This is a genomic window from Streptomyces sp. NPDC017676, from assembly GCF_044329325.1.
Classification (GTDB): domain Bacteria; phylum Actinomycetota; class Actinomycetes; order Streptomycetales; family Streptomycetaceae; genus Streptomyces.
Window position 1 is genome coordinate 554124 of sequence record NZ_JBIRJA010000002.1, and the last position, 24174, is coordinate 578297.

General features: G+C 73.2%; 21 protein-coding genes. 13 read left to right on the forward strand and 8 right to left on the reverse strand.

Annotated features, from left to right (window positions below; translation table 11 throughout):
• Positions 1–20: 20 nt before the first annotated feature.
• Together ACH4LD_RS06650 and ACH4LD_RS06655 are read right to left on the reverse strand one after the other, a co-directional pair.
• Positions 21–1562: a hypothetical protein gene (locus ACH4LD_RS06650; protein ID WP_398054240.1), complete on the reverse strand. Its 1542-nt coding sequence runs from the start codon at positions 1560–1562 to the stop codon at positions 21–23.
• 115 nt (positions 1563–1677) lie between these two features.
• On the reverse strand, positions 1678–3201 hold the full coding sequence (locus ACH4LD_RS06655) for an IucA/IucC family protein (protein WP_398054564.1): 1524 nt from the start codon (positions 3199–3201) through the stop codon (positions 1678–1680).
• A 130-nt stretch (positions 3202–3331) separates the two neighbouring features.
• Between ACH4LD_RS06655 and ACH4LD_RS06660 the strand changes: the two genes are divergently transcribed.
• Together ACH4LD_RS06660 and ACH4LD_RS06665 are read left to right on the forward strand one after the other, a co-directional pair.
• The gene (locus ACH4LD_RS06660; RefSeq protein WP_398054239.1) at positions 3332–4831 is read left to right on the forward strand and encodes an IucA/IucC family protein; all 1500 of its coding nucleotides are present in this window, start codon (positions 3332–3334) and stop codon (positions 4829–4831) included.
• Positions 4832–4851: 20 nt separating this feature from the next.
• Positions 4852–5766: a HipA family kinase gene (locus tag ACH4LD_RS06665; RefSeq protein ID WP_398054238.1), complete on the forward strand. Its 915-nt coding sequence runs from the start codon at positions 4852–4854 to the stop codon at positions 5764–5766.
• Positions 5767–5806: 40 nt separating this feature from the next.
• On the opposite strand, the gene aceB is transcribed toward ACH4LD_RS06665, so the two are convergent.
• Positions 5807–7432: a malate synthase A gene (aceB, locus tag ACH4LD_RS06670; protein ID WP_398054237.1), complete on the reverse strand. Its 1626-nt coding sequence runs from the start codon at positions 7430–7432 to the stop codon at positions 5807–5809.
• Between the two features lie 184 nt (positions 7433–7616).
• Positions 7617–8225, reverse strand: coding sequence for an NTP transferase domain-containing protein (locus ACH4LD_RS06675; protein ID WP_398054236.1), 609 nt, complete (start codon positions 8223–8225; stop codon positions 7617–7619).
• A gap of 145 nt (positions 8226–8370) precedes the next feature.
• Here ACH4LD_RS06675 and ACH4LD_RS06680 point away from each other — a divergent pair, with 145 nt between their 5' ends.
• Positions 8371–8724 carry a DUF5955 family protein gene (locus ACH4LD_RS06680; protein WP_398054235.1) on the forward strand — a complete coding sequence of 118 codons (354 nt, stop codon included), beginning with the start codon at positions 8371–8373 and terminating at the stop codon, positions 8722–8724.
• A 7-nt stretch (positions 8725–8731) separates the two neighbouring features.
• On the opposite strand, the gene ACH4LD_RS06685 is transcribed toward ACH4LD_RS06680, so the two are convergent.
• Both ACH4LD_RS06685 and ACH4LD_RS06690 read right to left on the reverse strand, forming a co-directional pair.
• A complete protein-coding gene (locus tag ACH4LD_RS06685; protein ID WP_398054234.1) occupies positions 8732–9154 on the reverse strand; it encodes a DUF6234 family protein in 423 nt (140 codons plus the stop codon).
• 526 nt (positions 9155–9680) lie between these two features.
• A complete protein-coding gene (locus ACH4LD_RS06690) occupies positions 9681–10478 on the reverse strand; it encodes an IclR family transcriptional regulator (protein ID WP_132783045.1) in 798 nt (265 codons plus the stop codon).
• Between the two features lie 274 nt (positions 10479–10752).
• On the opposite strand from ACH4LD_RS06690, the gene allB reads away from it, so the two are divergent.
• From allB to ACH4LD_RS06720, 6 genes are all read left to right on the forward strand, one after another.
• The gene (gene allB, locus ACH4LD_RS06695; protein ID WP_398054233.1) at positions 10753–12093 is read left to right on the forward strand and encodes an allantoinase AllB; all 1341 of its coding nucleotides are present in this window, start codon (positions 10753–10755) and stop codon (positions 12091–12093) included.
• Between the two features lie 53 nt (positions 12094–12146).
• Positions 12147–13262, forward strand: a complete 1116-nt coding sequence (alc, locus tag ACH4LD_RS06700) for an allantoicase (protein WP_398054232.1) — start codon at positions 12147–12149, stop codon at positions 13260–13262.
• A 278-nt stretch (positions 13263–13540) separates the two neighbouring features.
• Positions 13541–14356, forward strand: coding sequence for an AIM24 family protein (locus tag ACH4LD_RS06705; protein WP_132783042.1), 816 nt, complete (start codon positions 13541–13543; stop codon positions 14354–14356).
• A gap of 170 nt (positions 14357–14526) precedes the next feature.
• Positions 14527–15168: a dihydrofolate reductase family protein gene (locus ACH4LD_RS06710; RefSeq protein ID WP_398054231.1), complete on the forward strand. Its 642-nt coding sequence runs from the start codon at positions 14527–14529 to the stop codon at positions 15166–15168.
• A gap of 122 nt (positions 15169–15290) precedes the next feature.
• Positions 15291–16199, forward strand: a complete 909-nt coding sequence (locus ACH4LD_RS06715) for a DMT family transporter (protein WP_398054230.1) — start codon at positions 15291–15293, stop codon at positions 16197–16199.
• Positions 16200–16474: 275 nt separating this feature from the next.
• Entirely contained in the window at positions 16475–18841 is a 2367-nt protein-coding gene (locus ACH4LD_RS06720; protein WP_398054229.1) for an MFS transporter, read from the forward strand.
• A 106-nt stretch (positions 18842–18947) separates the two neighbouring features.
• Here ACH4LD_RS06720 and ACH4LD_RS06725 read toward each other — a convergent pair whose 3' ends face one another.
• Together ACH4LD_RS06725 and ACH4LD_RS06730 are read right to left on the reverse strand one after the other, a co-directional pair.
• On the reverse strand, positions 18948–19334 hold the full coding sequence (locus ACH4LD_RS06725; RefSeq protein ID WP_132783038.1) for a ribonuclease domain-containing protein: 387 nt from the start codon (positions 19332–19334) through the stop codon (positions 18948–18950).
• Between the two features lie 105 nt (positions 19335–19439).
• Positions 19440–19676 (reverse strand): hypothetical protein, encoded by a 237-nt coding sequence (locus ACH4LD_RS06730; RefSeq protein WP_398054228.1) that lies wholly within the window; start codon positions 19674–19676, stop codon positions 19440–19442.
• Positions 19677–19838: 162 nt separating this feature from the next.
• Here ACH4LD_RS06730 and ACH4LD_RS06735 point away from each other — a divergent pair, with 162 nt between their 5' ends.
• From ACH4LD_RS06735 to ACH4LD_RS06750, 4 genes are all read left to right on the forward strand, one after another.
• Positions 19839–21101: a sensor histidine kinase gene (locus ACH4LD_RS06735; RefSeq protein ID WP_398054227.1), complete on the forward strand. Its 1263-nt coding sequence runs from the start codon at positions 19839–19841 to the stop codon at positions 21099–21101.
• 95 nt (positions 21102–21196) lie between these two features.
• Positions 21197–21910: a response regulator gene (locus ACH4LD_RS06740; RefSeq protein ID WP_398054226.1), complete on the forward strand. Its 714-nt coding sequence runs from the start codon at positions 21197–21199 to the stop codon at positions 21908–21910.
• Between the two features lie 120 nt (positions 21911–22030).
• Positions 22031–22603: a DinB family protein gene (locus tag ACH4LD_RS06745; protein ID WP_398054225.1), complete on the forward strand. Its 573-nt coding sequence runs from the start codon at positions 22031–22033 to the stop codon at positions 22601–22603.
• Between the two features lie 228 nt (positions 22604–22831).
• Entirely contained in the window at positions 22832–24016 is a 1185-nt protein-coding gene (locus ACH4LD_RS06750; RefSeq protein WP_398054224.1) for a cytochrome P450, read from the forward strand.
• Positions 24017–24174 lie beyond the last annotated feature (158 nt).

Sequence of the window (24174 nt, forward strand, 5' to 3'; positions counted from 1 at the left end):
TACTCCGGCTCATCGGTCCCTCAGTAGTCGGGCAGGTCCTCGTTGTCCTGGGTGGTCGTCGACGCCGTGCCCGTCGGAGCCCGGTCCGCCGTGCCCCGGTACCCGGGCAGGCGCCGCACCAGGTCGTGGAACTGCGCCCATTCTCGTTCACTCGCCAGGCGTACGGAGGCGATCTCGCGGGCGAACCTCTGTTCCTGCCGGCCGGCGATGTGGTTGCGCAGCACCAGTTGCACCGAGCCGGTCAGCGAGCCGCTCACCGTCAGCGGCAGGACCGTACCGGCGACCTCCCAGATGTCGTTGCCGCTGACGGCGGTGAACACGGCCGCGCCCACCGTGACGACGACCTCGACCACCGGGCGCCAGGGGGCCGGCCGGGCCTGCCGGCGCTCCCGCGCGAGCCGGAGGATCTCCGAGTTGAGCCGGACGTAGGAGTCGAAGACCTGCCCGACGCCGTCCCGGAAGGTCTCCGGCGCGGCCGTCAGCGCGCCGAACGCCTTGATGTAGGAGTTCCAGGCGGGGGTCTGCCGCAGCCGCCAGATGTCGTGCAGGGTCAGGTCGTTCACCGCCTGCGGCGTCAGGTGGTCCTGTACGACTGCGAAGGTCTGCTGCCGCAGGAACGTCAGCAGTTGCTCCGGGTCCTGGACGACACCGACGGTCGAGGACGTGGCCTCGCGGGCCTCCTGGAGCACCACGCGCCGCAGGCTGCCGACCGGTGTGAGGGGGTAACGCCCGAGGGCGTCGGCCAGGTTCACGTTGTAGATGAGGTCCAGGAGCTGCTTTATCTCCGCCGCGAAGGGCTTGGCGCGGTCGTACCTGCCCTCCGCCACGTTCGTGCCCGGGACGGTCACGAACTCCTCGTACAGGGTGTTGCGCACCACCGGCTGCCGGCGCACGCTCAGGCCGTTGCTGAACGCGACCACCTCGCCGAGCCGTTCGCCGAACCGGTCCGTGTCCTCGCGGGCCACGCCGACCTGCGCGGCGAGGATGTCGATGTCCTTGGCCGTGAGTCCCTGGACCTTCTCGGTGAACGGCTGGTAGAGCCGTATCCGGGTACGGTTCAGGTTCTCCTGGTCGCCGGCGGAGTCGTCCCAGGACATGCGCACACAGCGCACCCGGTCGCCCGCGGACATGCCCTCCAGTGTCTCCCGCCAGGCGGTGAAGCCCCCGCGCCGCAGGTGGAGGTGGGCGGGGGGTTCCTCGGCCGGGTGGCGTTCCCGCAGCAGGAAGGGGACGATGGCGCCCGAGGCGAGCAGCTTGCGGTGCGCCGCGCGGGCCTCCCCCTCCTGGGCGAGGTCCCGGCTGATCGCGTCGTTGTTGTAGAAGTAGGCGCGGTTGATCACGACCTGGCTGGCGTTGATGAGGCTGCGGAAGTACTCGGCCCGCACCTCCCGCACGCGTCGGCGGTCGACCTGGTCCAGGGACTCACCGCGCTCGATCATCTCCCGGGTGAGCTGCGCGGGGACCCACTGGTTGTCGAGCGACTGGGCGATCACGGCCCCCGGGTCCAGTTGTTCGGGCTGGATCGGCGACATCAGGCTGTCACTGCGGTCGTCGTCAGTCATCTCCTGCTCTCGAAGCTCTCGAAGCTCTCGTGTCCTGGCCGGCTCATCAGGGGTACACCGCCGGACGGCGCATCGTAGAGCAAAGACCTTTTCAGTCAGGGAACATGACGCAAAATCAGCCCTGGGCCGGGAACGGCACCGCGCAGGGATGGGGCAGGGTCGTCCAGATGTCCCCCGTGTGGTCGGGTGACAGACGCATCAGCGTCAACGCCTTCGCCGGAAGCGGGTCCTCGCGCAGGGGCGCCAGGTCCGGGCCGGGCGGCAGATCGGGCAGGGCGGCCCGCAGCGCGGCGCCCAGTGCGGGGGCCGAGCCGGCGGTGCCCGCCAGTGCCCCCGCCACCAGCGAGCCGAACAGTTTGCGGCGCAGGGCGGTGTCGTCGTCGGTGATCAGGCGGCCCGTGAGCGCGGGTGGGGTGATGCCGTGACGGGTCAGGCGGGCCGGGCTGATCCGGATGTCGGCCAGGTCGCGGTAGACCAGGCGCAGCGGGGTGCCGTCGGCCGACAGCACGACCAGCAGGTTCTGGCCGTGGGCCTCCAGGGCCACGCCGAGCTCCAGCAGCCGCAGGCCCACCGTGAGCGCCAGCCGGGCGAACGCGGCCAGCCAGGCGGGGGAGCCGGGCAGGGACGTGGTGGCGAGCGCGGCCACCGGCAGGACGCGTTCACCCGGGCCGGCATACACCTCCGGCGACTCCCGCAGCAGCGCGGCCAGGTCGGGGGAGTGGGCCGTGACCGCCCCCAGCGTGCGGGTGATGTGCAGCAGGCCGTCCGTGCGCGCCGCCAGGTCCTCGGCGAACGCCGACAGCGGCGCCGCGGCCCGCACCGAGTACACCGAGATGTCCCGCACCGACGACGTCAGCCGGGCGCTCAGCGCGGTCTTCACGTGCGGGCCGCCGGGCACCGCCAGCGTGCGCAGGGACATCAGCGGGCGGGCGGCGCGCCAGACGTCGTACGGCCGCCCCAGCACATGCGCGGCCTGCCACGGGTGGACCGGCACCAGGATCCGGTCGCCGTCGCGGAGCTCGGCCGGCCAGTCGCCGGACACCAGGCACCCGTCCGCCGGCACCGGCACCGTCCCCAGCTCCACCACCGGCCCGTGCTCGGGGGCGTACGCCAGCTGGTCCGCCACCGAGAAACCTGGCCGGGAACGGCAGTTGGGGTGGTACGGGTGCCCGTCGACCACCCGCTGCTCCCACTCCCAGTCCCTCCCGCCCCCGTCCACCGGCCACTGCCTCGGGTGACCGGCGCCGGCCCGGGACAGCGCCAGCGAGGCCACGCTGTGCGCCAGCTCCGCGGCGAACGCGGACGCGTGCGGCACCCCGAGCGCGGTCATCAGCCGCGCCGGATCGTCGTACCGCTCCCGGTCCAGGCGTACGGCGGTGACGTACGCGCTCGTGGCGTACGGATCGGCGTGCGGCCCGTGCAGGGTCCGCCCGTCGGCCAGGCGCAGGGCGAGGCCGTCCGCCCCGGGCACCCGGCCGGACAGCCACGGCAGCGGCTCATGGGCCAGCGCCCGCCACAGCCGGGTCAGCACGGCGGCGCGGGCACCGGGCAGCTGCGCCCGGTACCGGGGCAGCAGCGCGGGCCGGACGGCGGCCAGCTCCTCGGCGATCTCGGCCTCGGCGGTCGGCGGACGGTGCACGGTCGGCTCCTCGGGTACACGGGGCACGACACGATTGTCCGGGACGGCAGCCATACTGATCGTCACCGGCTCCCGCACGGCGCACCCGGCGTGCCCCGGGGAGACCGCGGGCCCCCTGGACGAAGAACGAATGGATCGCGTGGACCTCACACCCCCCGACGGCGCCGTCGGCCGCCGCGCCGACGCGTACGCGACCGCGCCCCTGCTCAACTGCCTCCTGCGCGAGGTCGCCGAACCGCTCCCGGACGCCGGGGACCGCCGCGTCCACCGGCTGCCGGACGGCCGGCTGCTGCGGGTGCGCCCCGGCCGGCGCCCCGCCGACCCCGAGCTGTACACGGCCGGGGCCTGGCACCGCGTCGGCCACTCGGAGCTGGTCAAACTGGTCGCCGAGGAGCTGCGCCGGCACACCGGGCTGCCCGGCGGCGACCTGCCCGCCGAGATGATCGACAGCCGGGACGCGATCGCCGCCCTGCTCACCGCCCGCGCCCGGGCCACGGCGCCCGAGGACCCGTACCTGCGCTCCGAGCAGTCCCTGCTCACCGGCCACCCCCACCATCCGGCCCCCAAGGCGCGCGGCGGCGGCCCGGTCGCGTCCTGGCTGCCGTACGCCCCCGAGGCGCACGCCCGGTTCCCGCTGACGCTGCTCGGCGTCCGCGAGGACCAGGTGGCCGAGGAGGGCGACACCCGGGCCCTGGACGCCCTCGGCACCGCCCCGCCCGGCTACCGGCTGCTGCCCGCCCATCCCTGGCAGCTCGACCTCGTCGCCCGCGACCTCGCGCCCGCCTTCGCCGACGGCCGGCTGCTGCGGCTGGGCACGACCCCCTTCGACACCTGGCCCACGGCCGCCGTCCGCACGGTGTACGAGCCGCGCCGCGACCTGTTCCTGAAGTTCAGCCTGGACGTCCGCATCACCAACGACATCCGCCGGCTGTGGCGCCACGACCTGCGCAGGCTGCGCCGCACCGACACCGCCGCCCGGCACGCCTTCGCGGCGATGGGCCCGCCCGCGGCCTGGCTCAGCGACCGCGGCTACCGCACCGCCGCGTTCGCCTTCGAGGAGCTGGCCGTCCTGGTCCGCGACGGGCTGCGCGGGCACCTGCTGCCGGGCGCCACCCCGCTGCTCGCGGCGGGCCTCGCCGAGGGCTTCGACGGCAGCCCGCTCGCCGCCGCCACCGACCCGGCCGCCTGGTGGGAGGCGTACCTGCGGCAGGTCGTGCCGCCCGCCCTGACCGCGTTCGACGACCACGGGGTGGTCCTGGAGGCCCACCTGCAGAACACGCTCGTCGCCGTGGACGCGGCCGGCACGCCCGTGCAGGCCCTGTTCCGGGACGCGGAGGGCGCCAAGCTGCTGCCGGACGTGACCCGGGCCGCCGGCTGGGAGCGACTGGTGTACTGCCTGGTCGTCAACCACCTCGTCGAGATCGCCGGCGCCCTCGCCGACCACCACCCCGGCCTCGACCCCTGGCCCGCCGCCCGCCGGGAACTCGCCCGCCACGACCTCCCCGAGATCCCCGCCCTGCTCACCGCCCCCACCCTGCCGGGCAAGACCAACCTGCTCCTGCGCTGGACCGGCGCGGACGGCGCGGACGCCCGCTACCTGCCGCTGCCGAACCCGCTGGCCGGCGCCTGACCTGCCGTAGTCTGGCCGGTGTGCTGCGCGACGTGACTGCTGTTCGATACGTGACCCCGCTCCACTCCGGCGGCTCCGTGCCCGGAGTCGTGGAGGCCGACGACGACGGCACCTACGTCGTGAAGTTCACGGGCTCGGCGCAGGGGCACAAGGCGCTGGTCGCCGAGATCATCGTCGGCGAACTCGCCCGTGCGCTCGGCCTGCGCTTTCCCGAGCTGGTCCTCGTGCACTTCGACCCGGCCATCGCCGCCGCCGAGCCCCACCAGGAGGTGCGCGAGCTGCACAGCGCCAGCGCGGGCGTCAACCTCGGCATGGACTATCTGCCGGGCGCCCGTGACTTCACCCCGGAGACAGCCCGGACGTTCCCGGTGGACCCGCTGGAGGCCGGCCGGATCGTCTGGCTGGACGCGCTGACCGTGAACGTCGACCGTACGGTCCACAGCTCCAACCTGATGGTCTGGCCCACGCTCGGGACCGCGCCCGCGCGCCTGTGGCTGATCGACCACGGTGCCGCGCTCGTCTTCCACCACCGCTGGGACACCACGGCCCCGGGCCGGCGGTACGACTTCCGGCACCACGCCCTCGGTCACTACGGCCCCGACGTGCGCGCCGCCGACGCCGAACTGGCGCCCCGGGTGACCGAGGGGCTGCTGCGCGCGATCGTCGCCGAGGTGCCGGACGCCTGGCTCGCCGAGGACGCCGGGTTCGCCACGCCCGACGACGTCCGGGACGCCTACGTCGGCTACCTCCTGGACCGGGTGCGGCTCTCCGCTCAGTGGCTGCCCACCGACTTCCCGAGCCGCGAGGAGCTGGCCGCCGAGGAGGCCGCCCGCGCGCAGAAGACACAGGCGGGCCGCCCGGACTGGCTGAAGCGGGTGCCCGACCTGCACGGCAAGCCGGCGGCGGAACAGGACTGGTCGGTGCACCTCGGATGACCCGCCGGGCGGCCCCGGGGCCGCCCGGACGGGCACGGCCTCAGCCGCGCAGCTGCCGGTACGCCGGCAGGGTGAGGAAGTCGGCGTAGTCCTCGTCGAGGGCCACCCGCAGCAGCAGGTCGTGCGCCTCCTGCCAGTGCCCGGCGGCGAAGGCCTCCTCGCCGATCTCCTTGCGGACGGCGTCGAGTTCCTCGGCGGCGACCTTGCGGGCCAGCTCCGGTGTGGCGCGCTCCCCGTTCTCGAACTCGACGCCGGCGTTGATCCACTGCCAGATCTGCGAGCGGGAGATCTCGGCGGTGGCCGCGTCCTCCATCAGGTTGAAGATGGCGACCGCGCCGAGCCCGCGCAGCCAGGCCTCGATGTACCGGATGCCGACCTGGACGGCGTTGACCAGCCCGGCGTACGTCGGCTTCGCGTCGAGCGAGTCGATCGCGATCAGGTCGGCCGCCTCGACGTGGACGTCCTCGCGCAGGCGGTCCTTCTGGTTCGGCCTGTCGCCGAGGACCTTGTCGAAGGACTCCATGGCGATCGGGACCAGGTCGGGATGGGCGACCCAGGAGCCGTCGAAACCGTCGTTCGCCTCGCGGTCCTTGTCGGCGCGGACCTTCTCGAAGGCGACCTTGTTGACCTCGGGGTCCTTGCGGGACGGGATGAAGGCCGCCATGCCGCCGATGGCGTGCGCGCCGCGCTTGTGGCAGGTGCGGACGAGGAGTTCGGTGTACGCCCGCATGAACGGGGCGGTCATCGTCACCGCGTTGCGGTCCGGAAGGACGAACCTGGGGCCGCCGTCACGGAAGTTCTTCACGATGGAGAACAGGTAGTCCCAGCGGCCGGCGTTCAGCCCGGAGGCGTGGTCACGCAGTTCGTAGAGGATCTCCTCCATCTCGTACGCGGCCGTGATGGTCTCGATCAGCACGGTGGCGCGGACGGTGCCCTGCGGGACGCCGACGTGGTCCTGCGCGAAGACGAACACGTCGTTCCACAGCCGGGCTTCGAGGTGCGACTCGGTCTTCGGCAGGTAGAAGTAGGGACCCTTGCCGAGGTCGAGCAGCCGCTGGGCGTTGTGGAAGAAGTACAGGCCGAAGTCGACGAGGGCGCCGGGGACGGCACGGCCGTCGGCGTCGGTCAGATGCCGCTCGTCCAGGTGCCAGCCGCGCGGGCGCATGACGACGGTCGCCAGCTCCTCGTCCGGCCGCAGGGCGTACGACTTGCCGCTGCGCTCGTCGGTGAAGTCGATGTTCCGGGTGTAGGCGTCGATCAGGTTGAGCTGGCCGAGGACGACGTTCTCCCAGGTGGGGGCGGAGGCGTCCTCGAAGTCGGCGAGCCAGACCTTCGCGCCCGAGTTGAGCGCGTTGATGGTCATCTTGCGGTCGGTGGGGCCGGTGATCTCGACGCGCCGGTCGTTCAGCGCGGCCGGGGCCGGGGCGACCTTCCAGGAGTCGTCCGCGCGGATCGCGGCCGTCTCCGGCAGGAAGTCGAGCGTGGAGGTGCGGGCGATCTCGGCGCGGCGCTCGGCCCGGCGGGCCAGGAGTTCGTCACGGCGCGGGGTGAACCGCCGGTGCAGCTCCGCCACGAAGGCGAGCGCCGCGTCCGTGAGGACCTCCTCCTGCCGGGGCAGGGGCTCGGCGTCGACGATGGCCAGCGGGGACGGCGCTGGTGCGGACATGAGCTGTCACTTCCTTCAGCGGTGGCACCTCGTGCCAAGGGGCACGAACAGGACGGTGAGCGCCGACTGTGCGGACAGGCGCTTCTGATCAGTGGATAGTAGTTTCCTCATCGTGGAAGTTCAATGGTTTGTTGATGTCGAGATTCTCCGGGTCGAGGCAAGGTGGCGCCCCGTGCCACCCCGGTCACCGCAGGCGGCTCAGGTCGGCCTCCGTGTCGATGTCGTACGGCTCGGCGACGTCCGCGCACTCCACGAGCCGGATCTCCCCCTCGTGCGCCTTCAGGTAGGCCCGCGCCCCGCGGTCCCCGGTGGCCGTCTCGGCGATGCCCGCCCAGTGCGCCGCACCGAACAGCACCGGATGCCCGCGTACCCCCGCGTAGGCGGCCGAGGCCAGGGACGTCTCGTCCTCGCAGGCGCCGAGCACCCGGGCCGTCGCGGCCGGGCCGATGCCAGGCTGGTCGACCAGGCTCACCAGGGCCGCGCGGACGCCCGTACCGGTGAGTGAGGCCAGCCCCGCGCGCAGCGAGGAGCCCATGCCCGCCGCCCAGTCCGGGTTGTCCACCAGCACACAGCCGTCGAGCCGGGCGCGCTGCCGGACCTCGTCCGCGGCGGCGCCCAGCACCACGTGGATCCGCTCGCATCCGGCCGCGCGCAGCACCCCGACCGCGTGCTCGACCAGGGGCCGGCCCCGGTGCGGCAGCAGTGCCTTGGGGCGCCCGCCGAGCCGTCTGCCGCCGCCGGCGGCGAGCAGCAGCCCCGCGACACCCCCCTGGAGATCCTGGTTGTCCGTCATGGGTCCTGCATACCCCGACGGCCGTGGATTCGGCCGGTTTTCCGGCGTCGCTTCCGTTGGGCTGAAATTCGGTCCGCGCTGTGGCGCTCCCGCACGGGGTGGCGTTTACTGGCCCGCGCACGACGGCGTGTCAGGGGGGAGGGCTGTGTTGCGGAGCTTGGGGCAGAGGCCAGTGACCGGCAGCGACGAGGACCCGAGGGTGGCGGAACTGCGGACCGCGGTGTCCCGTCTGCGCCGCGAACTCGCCGTGCTGCCCGCGGACTTCCCCGACCGGGTGATAGCGGAGGACGAACTCGCGGCGCTGGCCGCGATGGCCGCCGGCGGTCTGCCGGAGATCCCGCGCCTGCGCAGCTCCCTGTTACTGGTCGCCGGCGCCATCGGTTCGGTGAGCGCGCTGGCCCGGGGGCTGTCCCAGGTGCGCGACGCGGTGGACCTGTTCGGCGAACCGCCCCGCGACCGGGCCCCGCGGCGCCGGGCGGATCCGGACGACGGGGCCTGACCGTCCGCTACGGCCGCGTGTCGCCCCGGCAGCCCGCCGCCGACGGCATGTCCTGGCAGACCTGGTCCTGGTGGGACTGCGCGGCGGCCCCGCCGAAGACGATGAGGCACACCAGGGCGGCCATGACGGCCTGGGTGGCCACCGTGACGACGGCACCGGCCCGCGCGGCGATCAGGCCCGCCACGAGGGCGAGCACGCCGACTCCGCCGGCCGCGGCCAGGTAGTTCCACAAGGGGTCGCTCGTGGCGGTCTCGGCCGTGTCGAAAGTCCATCCGGACAACGCCCACAGCCCGAAGATCACCACCAGGGCGACCAGCTCCAGGAACACCAGCCCGCACCCGGCTCCGACATCGGCCCCCCGGTCGGCGCGGCGGTGGGGTCCGGGACCGTCGGTGGCGTCGAAGGCGGGCGGGGCGACGGGGAGGTCCATCCCGCCACCCTGCCCGGGCGGGCGGAGGGGGCGCATGAGTACGGGTACTCAGCCGGGCCCGAGCCGGGGTGCAGGTGCGATGCCCGGTGCCCCGTCGCCGGGGCGTGCCCGGGTGGCCCGGCGCCGGTGAGCGGCGGCAGGTGGTGCCGCCCGGGCGGCCCGGTGCCGGTCGGCGGGGGCAGGTGGTGCCGGTCGGCGTGCAGGGCGTCCTCCGAAGCGGCTGCGGGCTAGCCGGGGCCGGGCGAGCCGGACGGATCCGAGTGGCTGTCGCCCCTCGAAGCGGATGCCCCGGCCTCCCCGGACACGGGGATCAGCTCCCGAGGTCGTGCGGGCCAGCCCCCGACATCGTGCGGATCGGCTCTGGAGGTCGTGCGAGGTCAGCCCCCGACGCCGTACGGATCAGCCCCCGAGCTCGTACGGATCGGCTCCCGACGCCGTATCGATCAGCCCTGGCCGTCCGGGTGGGCGACGGCCTCCTCGCCGCGCCGGCGCTCGACGTACCGGCCGGGCCGGCGCCGTACCCCCGTCAGCCCTGGTTCTGGCTGACCAGTGCCGCCGACAGTTCGTCGGCGATCTGCTGGAGCACCGGCACGATCTTGTCGGTGGCCGCTTCGGTGACCCGTCCCGCCGGTCCGGAGATGGAGATGGCGGCCGCCGTGGGGGAGTCCGGCACGGACACCGCGAGGCACCGCACCCCGACCTCCTGCTCGTTGTCGTCCACCGCGTAGCCCAGCCGCCGCACCTCCTCCAGCGCCGCCAGGAACCCCTCCGGCGTGGTGATGGTCTTCTCCGTGGCGGCCGGCATGCCCGTCCGGGCCAGCAGCGCCCGCACCTCGTCGTCCGGCACCCCGGCCAGCAGCGCCTTGCCCACGCCGGTCGAGTGCGGCAGCACCCGCCGGCCGACCTCGGTGAACATCCGCATCGAGTGCTTCGACGGCACCTGGGCCACGTACACGATCTCGTCCCCGTCGAGCAGCGCCATGTTCGCCGTCTCGCCGGTCTCCTCCACCAGCCGGGCCAGGTACGGCCGCGCCCAGGTGCCGAGCAGCCGGGAGGCGGACTCGCCGAGGCGGATCAGCCGGGGCCCGAGGGCGTAGCGCCGGTTGGCCTGCTGGCGGACGTAACCGCAGGCGACCAGCGTGCGCATCAGCCGGTGGATGGTCGGCAGCGGCAGCCCGCTCGCCGCGGACAGCTCGCTCAGCCCCACCTCGCCGCCCGCGTCCGCCATCCGCTCAAGCAGGTCGAAGGCGCGCTCCAGGGACTGCACCCCGCCGGCGGCGGAGGGCTTGGCGGAGTCGGTGGTGCTGGCGCTGGACGTCGGCACGGCGCGTTCCTTTCGGGACTGGCGGGGAGAGCAGAAGCCTACCCGGCAGTCGGTTGACTCCCTGCTTGTACGTAGCTACGTTCTGCTTGCTGGAATTCTAATTCCGCTTTGTGGAAACGTCCAGACCTGGTGGCGCATCGATGCTGCCCAGAAGTGTGCCTCTTGACGACGGGGAAGCGGGAGTGAAGACTCCTTCAACAGAACGTTGAAATCCGTTACGTGGCTGTAAATCCCGTTTCCTGGACGTAAAACGGCGGTAGAGAGAGGGGTTCGGGTGTCCGACGCTGAACTGGTGCTGCGCTCCACGCGCGTGATCACTCCGGAGGGGACACGGGCCGCCACCGTCACCGTGTCCGCCGGGACGATCACGGCCGTCCTGCCGTACGACGCCGAGGTCCCGGCCGCCGCCCGGCTGGAGGACGTCGGCGACCACGTCCTGCTGCCCGGCCTGGTCGACACCCACGTGCACGTCAACGACCCGGGCCGCACCGAGTGGGAGGGCTTCTGGACCGCCACCCGCGCGGCGGCGGCCGGCGGCATCACCACCCTGATCGACATGCCGCTCAACTCCCTGCCGCCCACCACCACGGTCGAGCACCTGCGCATCAAGCAGGACGTCGCCCGCGACAAGGCACACATCGACGTCGGTTTCTGGGGCGGCGCCCTGCCCGACAACCTCAAGGACCTGCGCCCGCTGCACGACGCCGGCGTCTTCGGCTTCAAGGCCTTCCTGTCCCCGTCCGGCGTGGACGAGTTCCCGCACCTCGACCAGGAGCGGCTCGCCCAGTGCCTGGCCGAGACCGCCGGGTTCGACGGGCTGCTCATCGTGCACGCCGAGGACCCGCACCACCTGGCCGCGGCCCCGCAGCAGGGCGGCCCCAGGTACGCCGACTTCCTCGCCTCCCGCCCGCGCGACGCCGAGGACACCGCCATCGCGAACCTCATCGCACAGGCCCGGCGCCTGAACGCGCGCGTGCACGTACTGCACCTGTCCTCCAGCGACGCCCTGCCACTGATCCGCGCCGCCCGTGCCGAGGGCGTCCGCATCACCGTGGAGACCTGCCCGCACTACCTCACCCTGACCGCCGAGGAGGTCCCGGACGGCGCCAGCGAGTTCAAGTGCTGCCCGCCCATCCGCGAGGCCGCCAACCAGGACCTGCTCTGGGAGGCGCTCTCCGACGGCACCATCGACTGCGTGGTCACCGACCACTCGCCGTCCACCGCCGACCTGAAGACGGACGACTTCGCCACCGCGTGGGGCGGCATCTCCGGCCTCCAGCTCAGCCTGTCCGCCGTCTGGACCGCGGCCCGCGAGCGCGGCCACGGCCTGGAGGACGTCGTGCGCTGGATGTCCACGCGGACCGCCGGCCTCGTCGGCCTCGGCGCCTCCAAGGGCGCCATCGCCCCGGGCCACGACGCCGACTTCGCCGTCCTCGCCCCCGACGAGACCTTCACCGTCGACCCGGCCGGCCTCCAGCACCGCAACCGGGTCACCGCATACGCCGGCCGGACCCTGTACGGCGTCGTCAAGTCCACCTGGCTGCGCGGCGAACGCATCGTCGCCGACGGCGAGTTCACCGCGCCGCGGGGCACGCTGCTCGCCCGCCCCCAGTGACCCACCACCGCACCCGCACCCGGCCGACTCCCAGAGAGGACCCACTGATCACCGTGACGGCGATTGAGAGCTTCACCGGCGACGCGAACCCCTACGGAGGCGGCGACCCGTACGCGGACTACCGCACCGCCGACTTCCCCTTCACCCGGTACGCCAACCTCGCCGACCGGCGGCTCGGCGCGGGCGTCATCGCCGCCAACGACGAGTTCTTCGCCCAGCGGGAGAACCTGCTGGTGCCCGAGCGGGCCGAGTTCGACCCCGAGCACTTCGGGCACAAGGGCAAGATCATGGACGGCTGGGAGACCCGCCGCCGGCGCGGCGCCTCCGCCGGGCACCCGTGGCCGACCGCCGAGGACCACGACTGGGCGCTGGTCCGCCTCGGTGCGCCCGGCGTGATCCGCGGGATCGTCGTCGACACCGCCCACTTCCGCGGCAACTACCCGCAGGCCGTCTCGGTCGAGGCCACGTCCGTACCCGGCTCGCCGTCCCCGGAGGAGCTGCTGGGCGACGACGTGAAGTGGACGACGATCGTCCCGCGCACCGCCGTCGGCGGCCACGCGGCGAACGGCTTCGCCGTCTCCGTCGAGCAGCGCTTCACGCACCTGCGGGTCAACCAGCACCCCGACGGGGGCATCGCACGCCTGCGCGTGTACGGCGAGGTGGTCCCCGATCCCGAGTGGCTGGCGGTCCTCGGCACCTTCGACGTGGTCGCCCTGGAGAACGGCGGCCGGGTCGAGGACGCCTCCGACCTCTTCTACTCCCCGGCCACCAACACCATCCAGCCTGGCCGCTCCCGGAAGATGGACGACGGCTGGGAGACCCGCCGCCGCCGCGACCAGGGCAACGACTGGATCCGCTACCGGCTCGTCGCCCGGTCCCAGATCCGCGCGATCGAGATCGACACGGCCTACCTGAAGGGCAACAGCGCCGGCTGGGCCTCGGTGTCCGTGCAGGACGGGGAGGACGGCGAGTGGCGGGAGATCCTGCCCCGCACCCGCCTCCAGCCCGACACCGACCACCGCTTCGTCCTGCCCGAGCCGGCGGTCGGCACCCACGCGCGGATCGACATCTTCCCCGACGGCGGCATCTCCCGCCTGCGCCTGTTCGGCTCCCTGACCGAGCAGGGCGCGAGCGGCCTCGCCGCCCGCCACCAGGAACTCGGCGGCTGATCCCGCGGCGACGCCCTCCCCACGCGCGCGGGCGCGCCGATGCCCGTGACGCGCGTGGGCGCGCCGGCACACGCTCCACACGCGCGTGGGCGCGCCGGCACACGCTCCACACGCGCGTGGCCTTGCTGACACCCTCCACGCGCGCGTGCGCGCCGATGCCCGTCCAAGCGCGTGGGACGCCCCGGCCGGACAGCACCGGGGCGTCCCGCGCGTCACCTGCGCGGACCCCTGTTCCGGGCTGCCGGAACTCTTCCCTCCCCCCTTCGCGTTCTCCCCACGTGACCCTTAAGCAAGAGATCGTCGGCAACGCCATGCAGATGGCGGTCGTCAACCTGCACCCCGGCCAGACCGTGTACTGCGAGGCCGGGAAGTTCCTGTTCAAGACGACGAACGTGACCATGGAGACGCGGCTGTCCGGCCCGTCCGGCAGCGGCGGCCAGCAGCAGGGCGGCTCGGGCGGCGGCATGGGCGGTCTGCTCCGCCAGGCCATGGGCACCGCCATGCAGGTCGGCCAGCGCGTGCTCGCCGGTGAGTCGCTTGCCTTCCAGTACTTCACCGCCCAGGGCGGCGAGGGCACGGTCGGCTTCGCGGGCGTGCTGCCCGGCGAGATGCGCGCCCTGGAGCTGGACGGCACGCGCGCGTGGTTCGCCGAGAAGGACGCCTTCGTGGCCGCCGAGTCCACCGTCGACTTCGGCATCGCCTTCGCCGGCGGCCGCACCGGCATGAGCGGCGGCGAGGGCTTCGTCCTGGAGAAGTTCACCGGACACGGCACGGTGATCATCGCGGGCGCGGGCAACTTCATCGACCTGAACCCGGCGGACTTCGGCGGGCGCATCGAGGTCGACACCGGCTGTGTGGTCGCCTTCGAGGAGGGCATCCAGTACGGCGTCCAGCGCGTCGGCGGCCTCAACCGCCAGGGCCTGATGAACGCCGTGTTCGGCGGCGAGGGCCTGTCCCTGGCCACGCTGGAGGGCAACGGCCGGGTGATCCTCCAGTCCCTCACCATCGAGAGCCTCGCCAACGCCCTGAAGAAGGCCCAGGGCGGCGACAAGCAGGGCCCGACCGGCGGACTGTTCTCCACGCACGCCGGCTGAGCCGGGTTCTGCCCGGGGACGGCGGCCGGACCGATGAGTCATGGCCGGGGGCCGGCGGCCGGACCGATGAGTCGCGGCCCGGGGACACGCGGCCGGACCGATGAGTTGCGGGCGGGCGCGGGGTCTGACCTGTTGACCGCAGACCCCGCACCCGGAAGAAGGCACCCGCCATGGGCAAGCTCGTCTCCACGGTCTTCGTCACCCTCGACGGCGTCCACCAGGCACCCGGCGGCCCCCAGGAGGACACCACCGGCGGCTTCGACCAGGGCGGCTGGAGCTTCCCGCTCGCCGACGACGACTCCGGCAGATACATCACCGAGGTCTTCGACCGCGCGGCCGGCTTCCTGCTCGGCCGCCGTACGTACGACATCTTCACCTCCTACTGGCCGAAGGTGACCGACCCCGCCCACCCGATCGCCGGCAAGCTCAACGCGCTCCCGAAGTACGTCGTCTCCGCCACCCTCCAGGCACCCGGGTGGGCCGGCACCACCGTCGTCTCCGGCGACCTCGCCAAGGAGGTCACCGCGCTGAAGGAGCGTACGGACGGCGAACTCCAGATCCACGGCAGCGGCGCCCTGGTCCGTTCGCTGCTGGACCTCCGGCTTGTCGACACCCTGCACCTGCTGACGTTCCCGGTCGTCCTCGGCGCCGGCCGCCGCCTGTTCACGGAGGGCACGCTCCCCGCCCGCTTCGCCCACCGCTCCGGCCACGTCACCGGCTCGGGCATCTCCATCCAGACGTACGACCTGGCGGGCAGCCCGGAGTACGGCACGTACGACCTCCCCGAGCGGGCCCGGTCCGAGCCGGCCTGACCCGGGGACAGCCGGGCCGGAAGGCCTGGCCGAAGATCGTCCGCGTCGGTACGGTGAGCGCGTCCCGTGCGAGCCGCCGTCGTCTCCGCACCCCTTTTCCGGTGACCGGGAGAGCCGCACCGATGTCCTCGCTCGCCGTGCCCGCCGCGCTCGCGCCCCGCCGGGCCTGGCACACCGACCTGCCCGTGCTGCTCGTCGCGGTCTGCTGGGGCGCCAGCTACCTCGCGGCGAAGGAGATCACCACCGCCCGGACGGTGCTCGCCGTCCTGGTGCTGCGGTTCGCACTCGCGCTGCCCGCCCTGGCCCTCGCCGGCCGCCGCGCCCTGCGCGCGCTCACCGGCGCCCAGTGGCGCGGCGCGGCCCTGCTCGGGCTGATCCTCGCCGGAGTCTTCCTGCTGGAGACGTACGGGGTGGTGCACACGTCGGCGACCAACGCCGGTCTGATCATCAGTCTCACCATGCTCTTCACCCCGCTCGCCGAGGCCGCCGTCACCCGCACCCGGCCCACGCCGTCCTTCCTCGGCGCGGCGGCCCTGTCGGTGCTGGGCGTCGTCCTGCTCACCCAGGGCGCCGGCTTCACCCGGCCCTCCCTCGGCGATCTGCTGATGCTGCTCGCCGCGTGCGCCCGCACCGTGCACGTCCTGGCCATGTCCCGGATCAGGGCCGTACAGGACGCCGGCGCGCTGCCGCTGACGACGGTCCAGCTCGGCTCCGCCGTCGTCGTCTTCGCCCTGCTGTCGGCCGCCGGGGGCGGACCGGCGCCGTGGACCGCGGCGACGGGCTTCGGCGCCGGGGAGTGGGCGGGGCTGCTGTTCCTGTCGGCCCTGTGCACGGTGTTCGCCTTCTTCGTGCAGATGTGGGCCGTCCGCCGCACCTCTCCCTCGCGGGTCGGCCTGCTGCTCGGCACCGAGCCGCTGTGGGCCGCAGGCGCCGGTATCGCGCTGGGCGGCGACCGGCTCGGCGCGCTCGGCCTGGCGGGCGGCGCGCTGGTGCTCGCCGGGACCGCGTGGGGGCGCCGGGCGGCAGCCTGATCCGAGCGGGGGGCCCTTCGGGCGGCGTTCACGGCCAGTCCCGCGCCCGACCCGCGCCAGGAGTGCCGGACCGGCGGTTCGAAAGGGCGGTCGATTCCCTGGCCTGTGAACTGCCGCACATCGCCCGGCGGTCGATCGAAACGTTTGAGTTTCGCTTGGCGATTGCCTACCTTTGCAGTACGAAACTGTTTCGGACCGATGGCGGCGGGGACACGGTCGTCCTGCCGGCGCTGACGCACAACCGAGCAATCCGAGCCCCATCAGGGAGTCCCATCGTGGAAGCCATCCCGGTCGCCACCGTCCAGGCCGGGCCGTCCGGCCACACCCATGCCCCGCCGCAGCACCGCTGGTGGGCACTGGCCGTGATCGGCCTCGCCCAGCTCATGGTCGTGCTCGACGCCACGATCGTGAACATCGCGCTGCCCTCCGCCCAGCAGGACCTGGGCTTCGACAACAACGGGCGGCAGTGGATCGTCACCGCCTACTCCCTGGCGTTCGGCAGCCTGCTGCTGCTCGGCGGCCGGCTCGCCGACCTCTTCGGCCGCAAGACGACCTTCATCGTCGGCATCGTCGGCTTCGCCGCCGCCTCCGCGGTCGGCGGCGCGGCGAACGGCTTCACCATGCTGGTCGTCGCGCGCGCCGTGCAGGGACTGTTCGGCGCCCTGCTCGCGCCGGCGGCGCTGTCCCTGCTGACCACGACGTTCACCGAACCCAAGGAACGCGCCAAGGCGTTCGGCATATTCGGCGCCATCGCCGGCTCCGGTGCCGCTGTCGGCCTGGTCCTCGGCGGCCTGCTCACCGAGTACCTCAACTGGCGCTGGACGCTGTACGTCAACGACGTCATCGCGATTCCCGCGCTGATCGGCGCGGTCGTCCTCATCGGCCGTTCCGTCCCGGCCGAGCGGCCCAAGCTGGACATCCTCGGCGCGGTCCTGGTCTCCGGCGGTCTGTTCGGTGTCGTCTACGGCTTCGCCAACGCCGAGACGCACGACTGGGACAACTGGATGACCTGGGGCTTCCTCGCCGCGGGCGGTCTGCTGCTGGTGGCGTTCTTCCTGTGGCAGGCCCGTGCGAAGCACCCCGTCCTGCCCCTGCGCGTCCTGGCCGACCGGGACCGCGCCGCCGCCCTGTCGACCGTGCTCATCTCCTCCGCCGGGATGTTCGGCGTCTTCCTCTTCCTCACCTACTACCTCCAGTCGACGCTGGGCTACTCGCCGGTGAAGAACGGTGTGGCCTTCCTGCCGATGGTCGGCGCGCTCATGGTGATGGCGCAGCTCTCCACCAACTGGCTGGTGCCGAGGATCGGGCCCAAGATCGTCGTTCCCGTCGGCATGCTGCTGGCCGTGGGCGGCATGGTCTGGCTGACCCGCCTCGACCTGCACAGCAGCTACGCGCCGCACGTGCTGCCGCCGCTGCTGCTGCTGGGCGCCGGCCTCGGCATGTCGATGCCCGCGGCCATGAGCTACGCCACCCTCGGGGTGCGGGCGAGTGACCAGGGCGTGGCCTCGGCGGCCGTCAACACCACCCAGCAGGTGGGCGGCTCGATCAGCACCGCGCTGCTGAACACGCTGGCCACCAGCGCGGCCACCGACTACGCGAAGCACCACCTGACCGACCCCCTGGTCAAGGCCAACGCGGCGCTGCACAGCTACACCGTCGCCTACTGGTGGTCGGCCGGCTTCTTCGCCTTCGCCGTGCTCGTCACCGTGCTGCTGTTCCGCGCCAGGAAGAGGGCGAGCCTGCCCGCTCAGGACGCCGGGGGACGTCCCCGAGCCGAGACCACCCCTGCCACCGGGGCCGAACCCGGCGCCGTGGCCCCCGCCGCCGCCGGGGCCACGCCCGGGACCGCCGCGGGGACCGCCACCGCCCCCCTCCCGGCCGTCGGTGCGGCGGCCATCCGTGGCCAGGTGCGGGACGGTGCGGGCGTACCCGTGCCCGGTACCGCGATCACCGTGCTGGACGCGACGGGTCACCAGCTCGCCCGCACCACCTCCGGACAGGACGGCTGGTACGCCGTGGACATTCCCGAGCGCGGCAGCCTGGTCCTCATCGGCTCGGCGTCCGGATACCAGCCGCAGGTCGCCACGCTGACCCTGGACGGCACGCCCGTCTCCCACGACCTCGTGGTCCTGCCCAGCCCGGGTGGCGTGGCCGGCACGGTGCGCGGGGGGAACGGGGAGGTGCTTCCCGGCGCCCTGGTGGTGGCCACCGACCGGCACGGTGACGTGACGGCTTCCGCGACCACCGGTACGGGCGGCGGCTACCGGATCGGCGACCTGCTGCCCGGCGACTACACGCTCAGCGTGAGCGCGCCGGGTCACCGCCCGGCCGCCGTGCCGGCCACCGTCTCCGCCGAGACCACCCGCTGCGACATCCGGCTGTCCACCGCGGCGACCCTGTGGGGGACGGTGCACACCCAGGACGGACGGCCACTGGAGGACGCCCGGGTGACCCTGATCGACGCCGCCGGGAACGTCGTCGGGACGCGCACCACGAGCGTCGACGGCAGCTACTCCTTCACCGACCTCGCCAGTGAGCAGTACACCGTGATCGCCGCCGGGTACGCGCCGGTGGCCACGCAGGTCACCGTGGACGGCAGCCAGGCCGGAGTCGACATCCTGCTCAGCCACAAGGAGGCGTAGGCCCGACGGTCGCACGGACGACGTCCGCGCGACCGTGCCGGCCGCCCCGCCCCGTGACCGGGTTCTCCGTGGGGGGAGTACGCGGGGCGGGGACCCGGGCCGGACCTCAGCAGCCGAAGTCGACCAGGTCGAACGTGGCGTAGTGGTCGGAGGTGTAGTAGTCCTCCTGGTACCGGTCGCCGGTGACGATGCGTCGGGCGCCGCGCGTGGACGAGCCCGGCGTGATCACCGTGTACTCGTGGTAGTAGCCGGACGCCCGGCCGGGCAGCACGCCTTCCCGGTTCTGGAAGACGGTGCCGTCCTGCGCGTACGGGAACGGCCCGCCCCGCTCGATCAGGTCGAGCGTGTCGTACGCCTGTGAGGGCAGGTCGCTGTAACAGATGCTGCCGACCGCGGCGGCCGCCGGGGTGGCGGTGACGGTGCCGCCGACGAGGAGGGCGGACAGGACAGCGGCCGCGGCGCCGATGCGTGTGATCCGTGGGGGGAATCTCATGGCCTCATGATGACGCGCGTAGAAGGTGGCATGTCAATGACAACCCTGAAGGATTTACCGTGAAGTACGAGAAGTTCCCGCGGAGTTGACCCGGTGTCCGGCGCCTCAGTCGGAACCCCCGCTCTCCGCCGCGGCGAACAGGGCGAACGCCGGCAGCAGGAGCGCGACGCTCGCGTAGACCTGGTAGCCGTCGAGGAGGCCGATCCGCTGCACGAGACCCACATGCCAGTCGGTGAACTCGTGCACCAGGCCCAGCGCGCCCTGCACCAGGGCGATGAATCCGACGCATTCCCGTACCTGTTTCGCACCACGACTCCTGCCGCGCGGCCTGACCCCACGCATCGGCCGCAGGGCGGACGCCCCGTGTCCAAAGTCCGTGCCCGCGCCGGCGGGCGGCATCCGGAAGTCCACGGCGGTGCGACTTCGGTCGACGATCCCGGTCGCTCGGTCGGTGATCCGGGCGCGGACCGGCCGCAGGGCGCGATCCGGCCGTAGATTGCGACCGTGACCGAAGACGAACAGGCGCGGGCGCCAGGGGAGTTCACCGGCCGCCGGTGGCTGTTCCCCTCCGCCCTCGTCCACGAGCTGGACCCCGACGCCGGGGCCCCCGGCCGACGGCCGCGGCGCACGGCACGCGACTGGGTCGTCGACTTCTCCTGCTTCCTCCTGGCCGTCGTCCTCGGCCTGGCCGCCGCCCAGGGCCTCGCCGAGGAACCCGGCCTGCCGCACTCCCTCGCCGTCCTCGACCAGACGCTGGGCGTCCTGTCCTGCGGCGCCGTCTGGCTGCGCCGCCGGTGGCCCGTCGGGCTCGCCGTCGCGATGATCCCGGTCGGCCTGCTGTCCAACAGCTCGGGCGGCGCCGCGATGGTCGCCCTGTTCACGCTCGCCGTCCACCGGCCCTTCCGGTACGTCGCCTGGACCGGCGGCGTCGACCTCGCGCTCATCCCGCTGTTCTACTGGGTACGGCCCGACCCCGAACTGCCCTACGCGGGCGTCGTCGCGTTCACCACACTGCTCACCGTGTCCGTCACCGGCTGGGGCATGTTCGTCCGCTCCAAGCGGATGCTGATGCTGAGCCTCAGGGACCGGGCGCACCGGGCGGAGACCGAGGCCCGGCTCCGCGCCGAGCAGGCGCAGCGGCTGGCCCGCGAGGCCATCGCCCGCGAGATGCACGACGTGCTCGCCCACCGGCTCACCCTGCTCAGCGTGCACGCGGGCGCCCTGGAGTTCCGGCCGGACGCGCCCCGCGAGGAGACGGCGCGGGCCGCCGGGGTGATCCGGGAGAGCGCCCACGAGGCACTTCAGGACCTGCGGGAGATCATCGGCGTCCTGCGGACCGGGGAGGCCGAGGAACCGTCCGGCGCCCGTCCCCAGCCGACGCTGGCCGCGCTGGACACCCTCGTCGCCGAGTGCCGCGAGGCCGGCATGAAGGTCACCCTCGACCACCGCGTCACCGACCCGGCCACCGTCCCCGCCTCCGTCGGCCGCACCGCCTACCGCATCGCCCAGGAGGCGCTGACCAACGCCCGCAAGCACGCCCCGGGCACCGAGGTCACCCTCCGCCTCACCGGCACGCCCGGCGACGGCCTGACGATCACCGCCGTCAACCCCGCCCCACCCGCCGAGGTCCCGCCCGTCCCCGGCTCCGGCCAGGGCCTGATCGGCCTGCGCGAACGGGCCACGCTGGCCGGCGGACACCTGGAACACGGCACGCGTCCGGACGGGGGGTTCGTCGTGCGGGGGTGGCTGCCGTGGCCGCGGACCTGAGGACCCGGCGTCGTACACCGGCGTACGCGCACGCGTGCCCCCGAATCCCGGCCGTTCCCGCCGCCCCGCCTCCCCACCCGTGATTTCGTGACCCCATGACTGCGACGCCGATCAGACTCCTCCTCGTGGACGACGACCCCCTCGTACGCGCCGGTCTGGCGCTGATGATCGGCGGGGCCGAGGACATCGAGATCGTCGGGGAGGCCGCCGACGGCGCGGAGGCCGAGGAAGTGGCGCGGCGGACCCGGCCGGACGTCGTCCTGATGGACCTCCGGATGCCGGTGGTGGACGGGATCACCACGACACGACGGCTGCGCGCGCGGCCGGACGCGCCGCAGGTCGTCGTGCTCACCACCTTCCACGCCGACGAACAGGTCCTGCACGCCCTGCGCGCCGGAGCCGCCGGTTTCGTCCTGAAGGACACCCCGCCCGCCGAGATCGTCGACGCCGTGCGCCGGGTCGCGGCCGGCGACCCGGTGCTGTCGCCCGCCGTCACCCGGCAGTTGATGCGGCACGCGGCCGGTACCGCCGCCGACGCCCGGCGGACCCGCGCGCGTGACCGGCTCGCCGTCCTCAACGACCGCGAACGCGAGGTCGCCGTCGCCGTCGGCCGCGGCCTCGCCAACGCCCGGATCGCCGCCGAACTCTTCCTCAGCGTGGCCACCGTCAAGGCCCACGTCTCGCGCATCCTCGCCAAGCTCGGCCTGGACAACCGGGTCCAGATCGCCCTGCTCGCCTATGACGCGGGGCTGCTGGAGGACACCGACGACGGGGCGCAGACGGGCTGGCACGGGGCGACACGTCATTGAACCCGACCCAGCCGGCCGGGTCGCCAGTGTCGAACAGCCGCTCGCTGCGGCGCGGCCCGAAGGGCATCAACCTCCCAGCGAGGGGCGCAGCCAGGTCTCCGTCGTATGTAGTGTGCGGAAATGACAAGAAGCGAGCGGCTCGCGGACCAGCTGGACCGGCACTGGCACAAGAACCTGCGGCCGCGGCTGCACGGTCTTGCCGATGAGGAGTACTTCTGGGAGCCGGTGCGCGGCTGCTGGAGCATCCGCCCTCGGGGCACGTCGGCCGCACCGATGCCGGCGGGTTCGGGGGAATGGACGATGGACTCGGCGGACTCCGCGTCCACTGATCCGGTGCCGGCGCCGGTGACCACGATCGCCTGGCGGCTGGCGCACATCATCGTCTCCTGCCTGGGCTATCGGGTCGCATGGCACTTCGGCGGCCAGGACGTCGACTCCCGGACATTCGCCTACGCGGGGACCGCTGACGAGGCGCTGAAACAGCTCGATGAGATGTATGGGAGATGGAACGCGGGGGTCCGCGAGCTCTCGGACGCTGACCTGGAGAATCCGCCCACGGTGGGTCCCGAGCGGTTTCCCATGGAGGGCATCGTCCTGCACGTCAACAGGGAGCTGATCCACCACGGCGCCGAGATCTCCCTGCTGCGCGACCTCTACCGCTGGCAGGACGGAGCCGTACCGCGCCGCATATGACTCTCCGGTGACCGGCGATCGAGCTTCGGAGACTCTCGTGGGACTCCGTGACGCTCCGTGGTGGCGAGCTTCAGAGGAGCCTCACGACACCGCCCTGATCAGCTGCTTCACGATGGCGCGGCTTCACTGATCGGCGGCTGCCGGCAGGCGGGCACGATCCGGACGCCGTGCGCGTTGTGCCGGTACCGGCCGCTGTCCGGGACCTCGGGGCAGTCCACAGGGGGAGACATGGAACGAGTGATCGACCTGACGGAGTTCGGCGACGCACTCCGCCGGGACCCGCACCCGGTCTACGCGCGGCTGCGCGAGCGGGGTCCCGTCCACCGGGTCCGGCTCGCCATGCCGGGCGGAGCCTGGGAGACCTGGCTGGTGGTGGGGTACGAGGAGGCGCGGGCCGCCCTCGCCGACCAACGGCTGGCGAAGGACAGCGCCAAGACGGGCTTCGTGCCCCTGGACGAGCAGCTCATCGGCAAGTACCTGCTCGTCGCCGACCCGCCGCAGCACACCCGTCTGCGGGGCCTCGTCGCGCGCGCCTTCACCATGCGCCGGGTCGAGCGACTGCGCCCGCGGATCCAGCAGATCACCGACGAACTGCTCGACGACATGCTGCCGCGCGGCCGCGCCGACCTCATCGACTCCCTCGCCTACCCGCTGCCGATCACGGTCATCTGCGAGCTGCTCGGGGTGCCCGAGATGGACCGCGCGGAGTTCCGGAAGACCTCCACCGAGGTCGTCGCGCCGACCGACGCGGACTCCGAACGCGCGGCGACCGTCCGCCTCGCCGAGTACCTCACCGAGCTGATCGAGGACAAGCGGTGCGCGGGCCCCACGGGCGATCTGCTCAGCGACCTGATCCGCACCACCGCCGAGGACGGCGACCGGCTCTCGATGGACGAGCTGCGGGGCATGGCCTACCTGCTCCTCATCGCCGGCCACGAGACCACGGTCAACCTCATCGGCAACGCCGTCCTCGCGCTGCTCACACATCCCGCCCAACTGGCGGCCCTGCGCGCCGACACGACCCTCCTCGACGGAGCGGTGGAGGAGACCCTGCGCTGGGAAGGTCCGGTGGAGAACGCGACGTACCGCTACGCCGCCGAGCCGCTGGAGATCGCGGGCACCAGCATCGGGCGGGGCGACGACGTGCTGATCGGCCTCACCGCCGCCCAGCGCGACGGCGCCCGGTTCGCCGACCCCGACCGCTTCGACATCCGCCGTGACACCCGCGGCCACCTCGCCTTCGGCCACGGCATCCACTACTGCCTGGGCGCACCCCTGGCCCGTCTGGAGGCCGGCATCGCGCTCGGCACACTCCTGGACCGCGCTCCCGGCCTCACCCTGGACGGCGAGCCGGGGGAGTGGCTGCCGGGCATGCTCATACGAGGCGTGAGAAGCCTGCCGGTCCGCTGGTGACGGAGCGCGGCCGGATGCCAACAGCCGCACAAGGGCTGCGTTCCCGGGCCGCGCCGGCATGGCCGACGACCCGCGCGGCGGGCCGGCACCGGGCCGACGTACGACGTCGAGCCGCACGGAGGCGAGGGTCTGCACCCCGGTCGCGGTGGGGCGCCCCT

What these genes read in the sequence shown, in the direction of transcription:
- ACH4LD_RS06650 (WP_398054240.1), bottom strand. Translation starts at nt 1,562, where the DNA reads ATGACTGACGACGACCGCAGTGACAGCCTGATGTCGCCGATCCAGCCC.
- ACH4LD_RS06660 (WP_398054239.1), top strand. Translation starts at nt 3,332, where the DNA reads ATGGATCGCGTGGACCTCACACCCCCCGACGGCGCCGTCGGCCGCCGC.
- aceB (WP_398054237.1), bottom strand. Translation starts at nt 7,432, where the DNA reads ATGTCCGCACCAGCGCCGTCCCCGCTGGCCATCGTCGACGCCGAGCCC.
- ACH4LD_RS06675 (WP_398054236.1), bottom strand. Translation starts at nt 8,225, where the DNA reads ATGACGGACAACCAGGATCTCCAGGGGGGTGTCGCGGGGCTGCTGCTC.
- ACH4LD_RS06685 (WP_398054234.1), bottom strand. Translation starts at nt 9,154, where the DNA reads ATGGACCTCCCCGTCGCCCCGCCCGCCTTCGACGCCACCGACGGTCCC.
- ACH4LD_RS06710 (WP_398054231.1), top strand. Translation starts at nt 14,527, where the DNA reads ATGGGCAAGCTCGTCTCCACGGTCTTCGTCACCCTCGACGGCGTCCAC.
- ACH4LD_RS06715 (WP_398054230.1), top strand. Translation starts at nt 15,291, where the DNA reads ATGTCCTCGCTCGCCGTGCCCGCCGCGCTCGCGCCCCGCCGGGCCTGG.
- ACH4LD_RS06725 (WP_132783038.1), bottom strand. Translation starts at nt 19,334, where the DNA reads ATGAGATTCCCCCCACGGATCACACGCATCGGCGCCGCGGCCGCTGTC.
- ACH4LD_RS06730 (WP_398054228.1), bottom strand. Translation starts at nt 19,676, where the DNA reads ATGCGTGGGGTCAGGCCGCGCGGCAGGAGTCGTGGTGCGAAACAGGTA.
- ACH4LD_RS06740 (WP_398054226.1), top strand. Translation starts at nt 21,197, where the DNA reads ATGACTGCGACGCCGATCAGACTCCTCCTCGTGGACGACGACCCCCTC.
- ACH4LD_RS06745 (WP_398054225.1), top strand. Translation starts at nt 22,031, where the DNA reads ATGACAAGAAGCGAGCGGCTCGCGGACCAGCTGGACCGGCACTGGCAC.
- ACH4LD_RS06750 (WP_398054224.1), top strand. Translation starts at nt 22,832, where the DNA reads ATGGAACGAGTGATCGACCTGACGGAGTTCGGCGACGCACTCCGCCGG.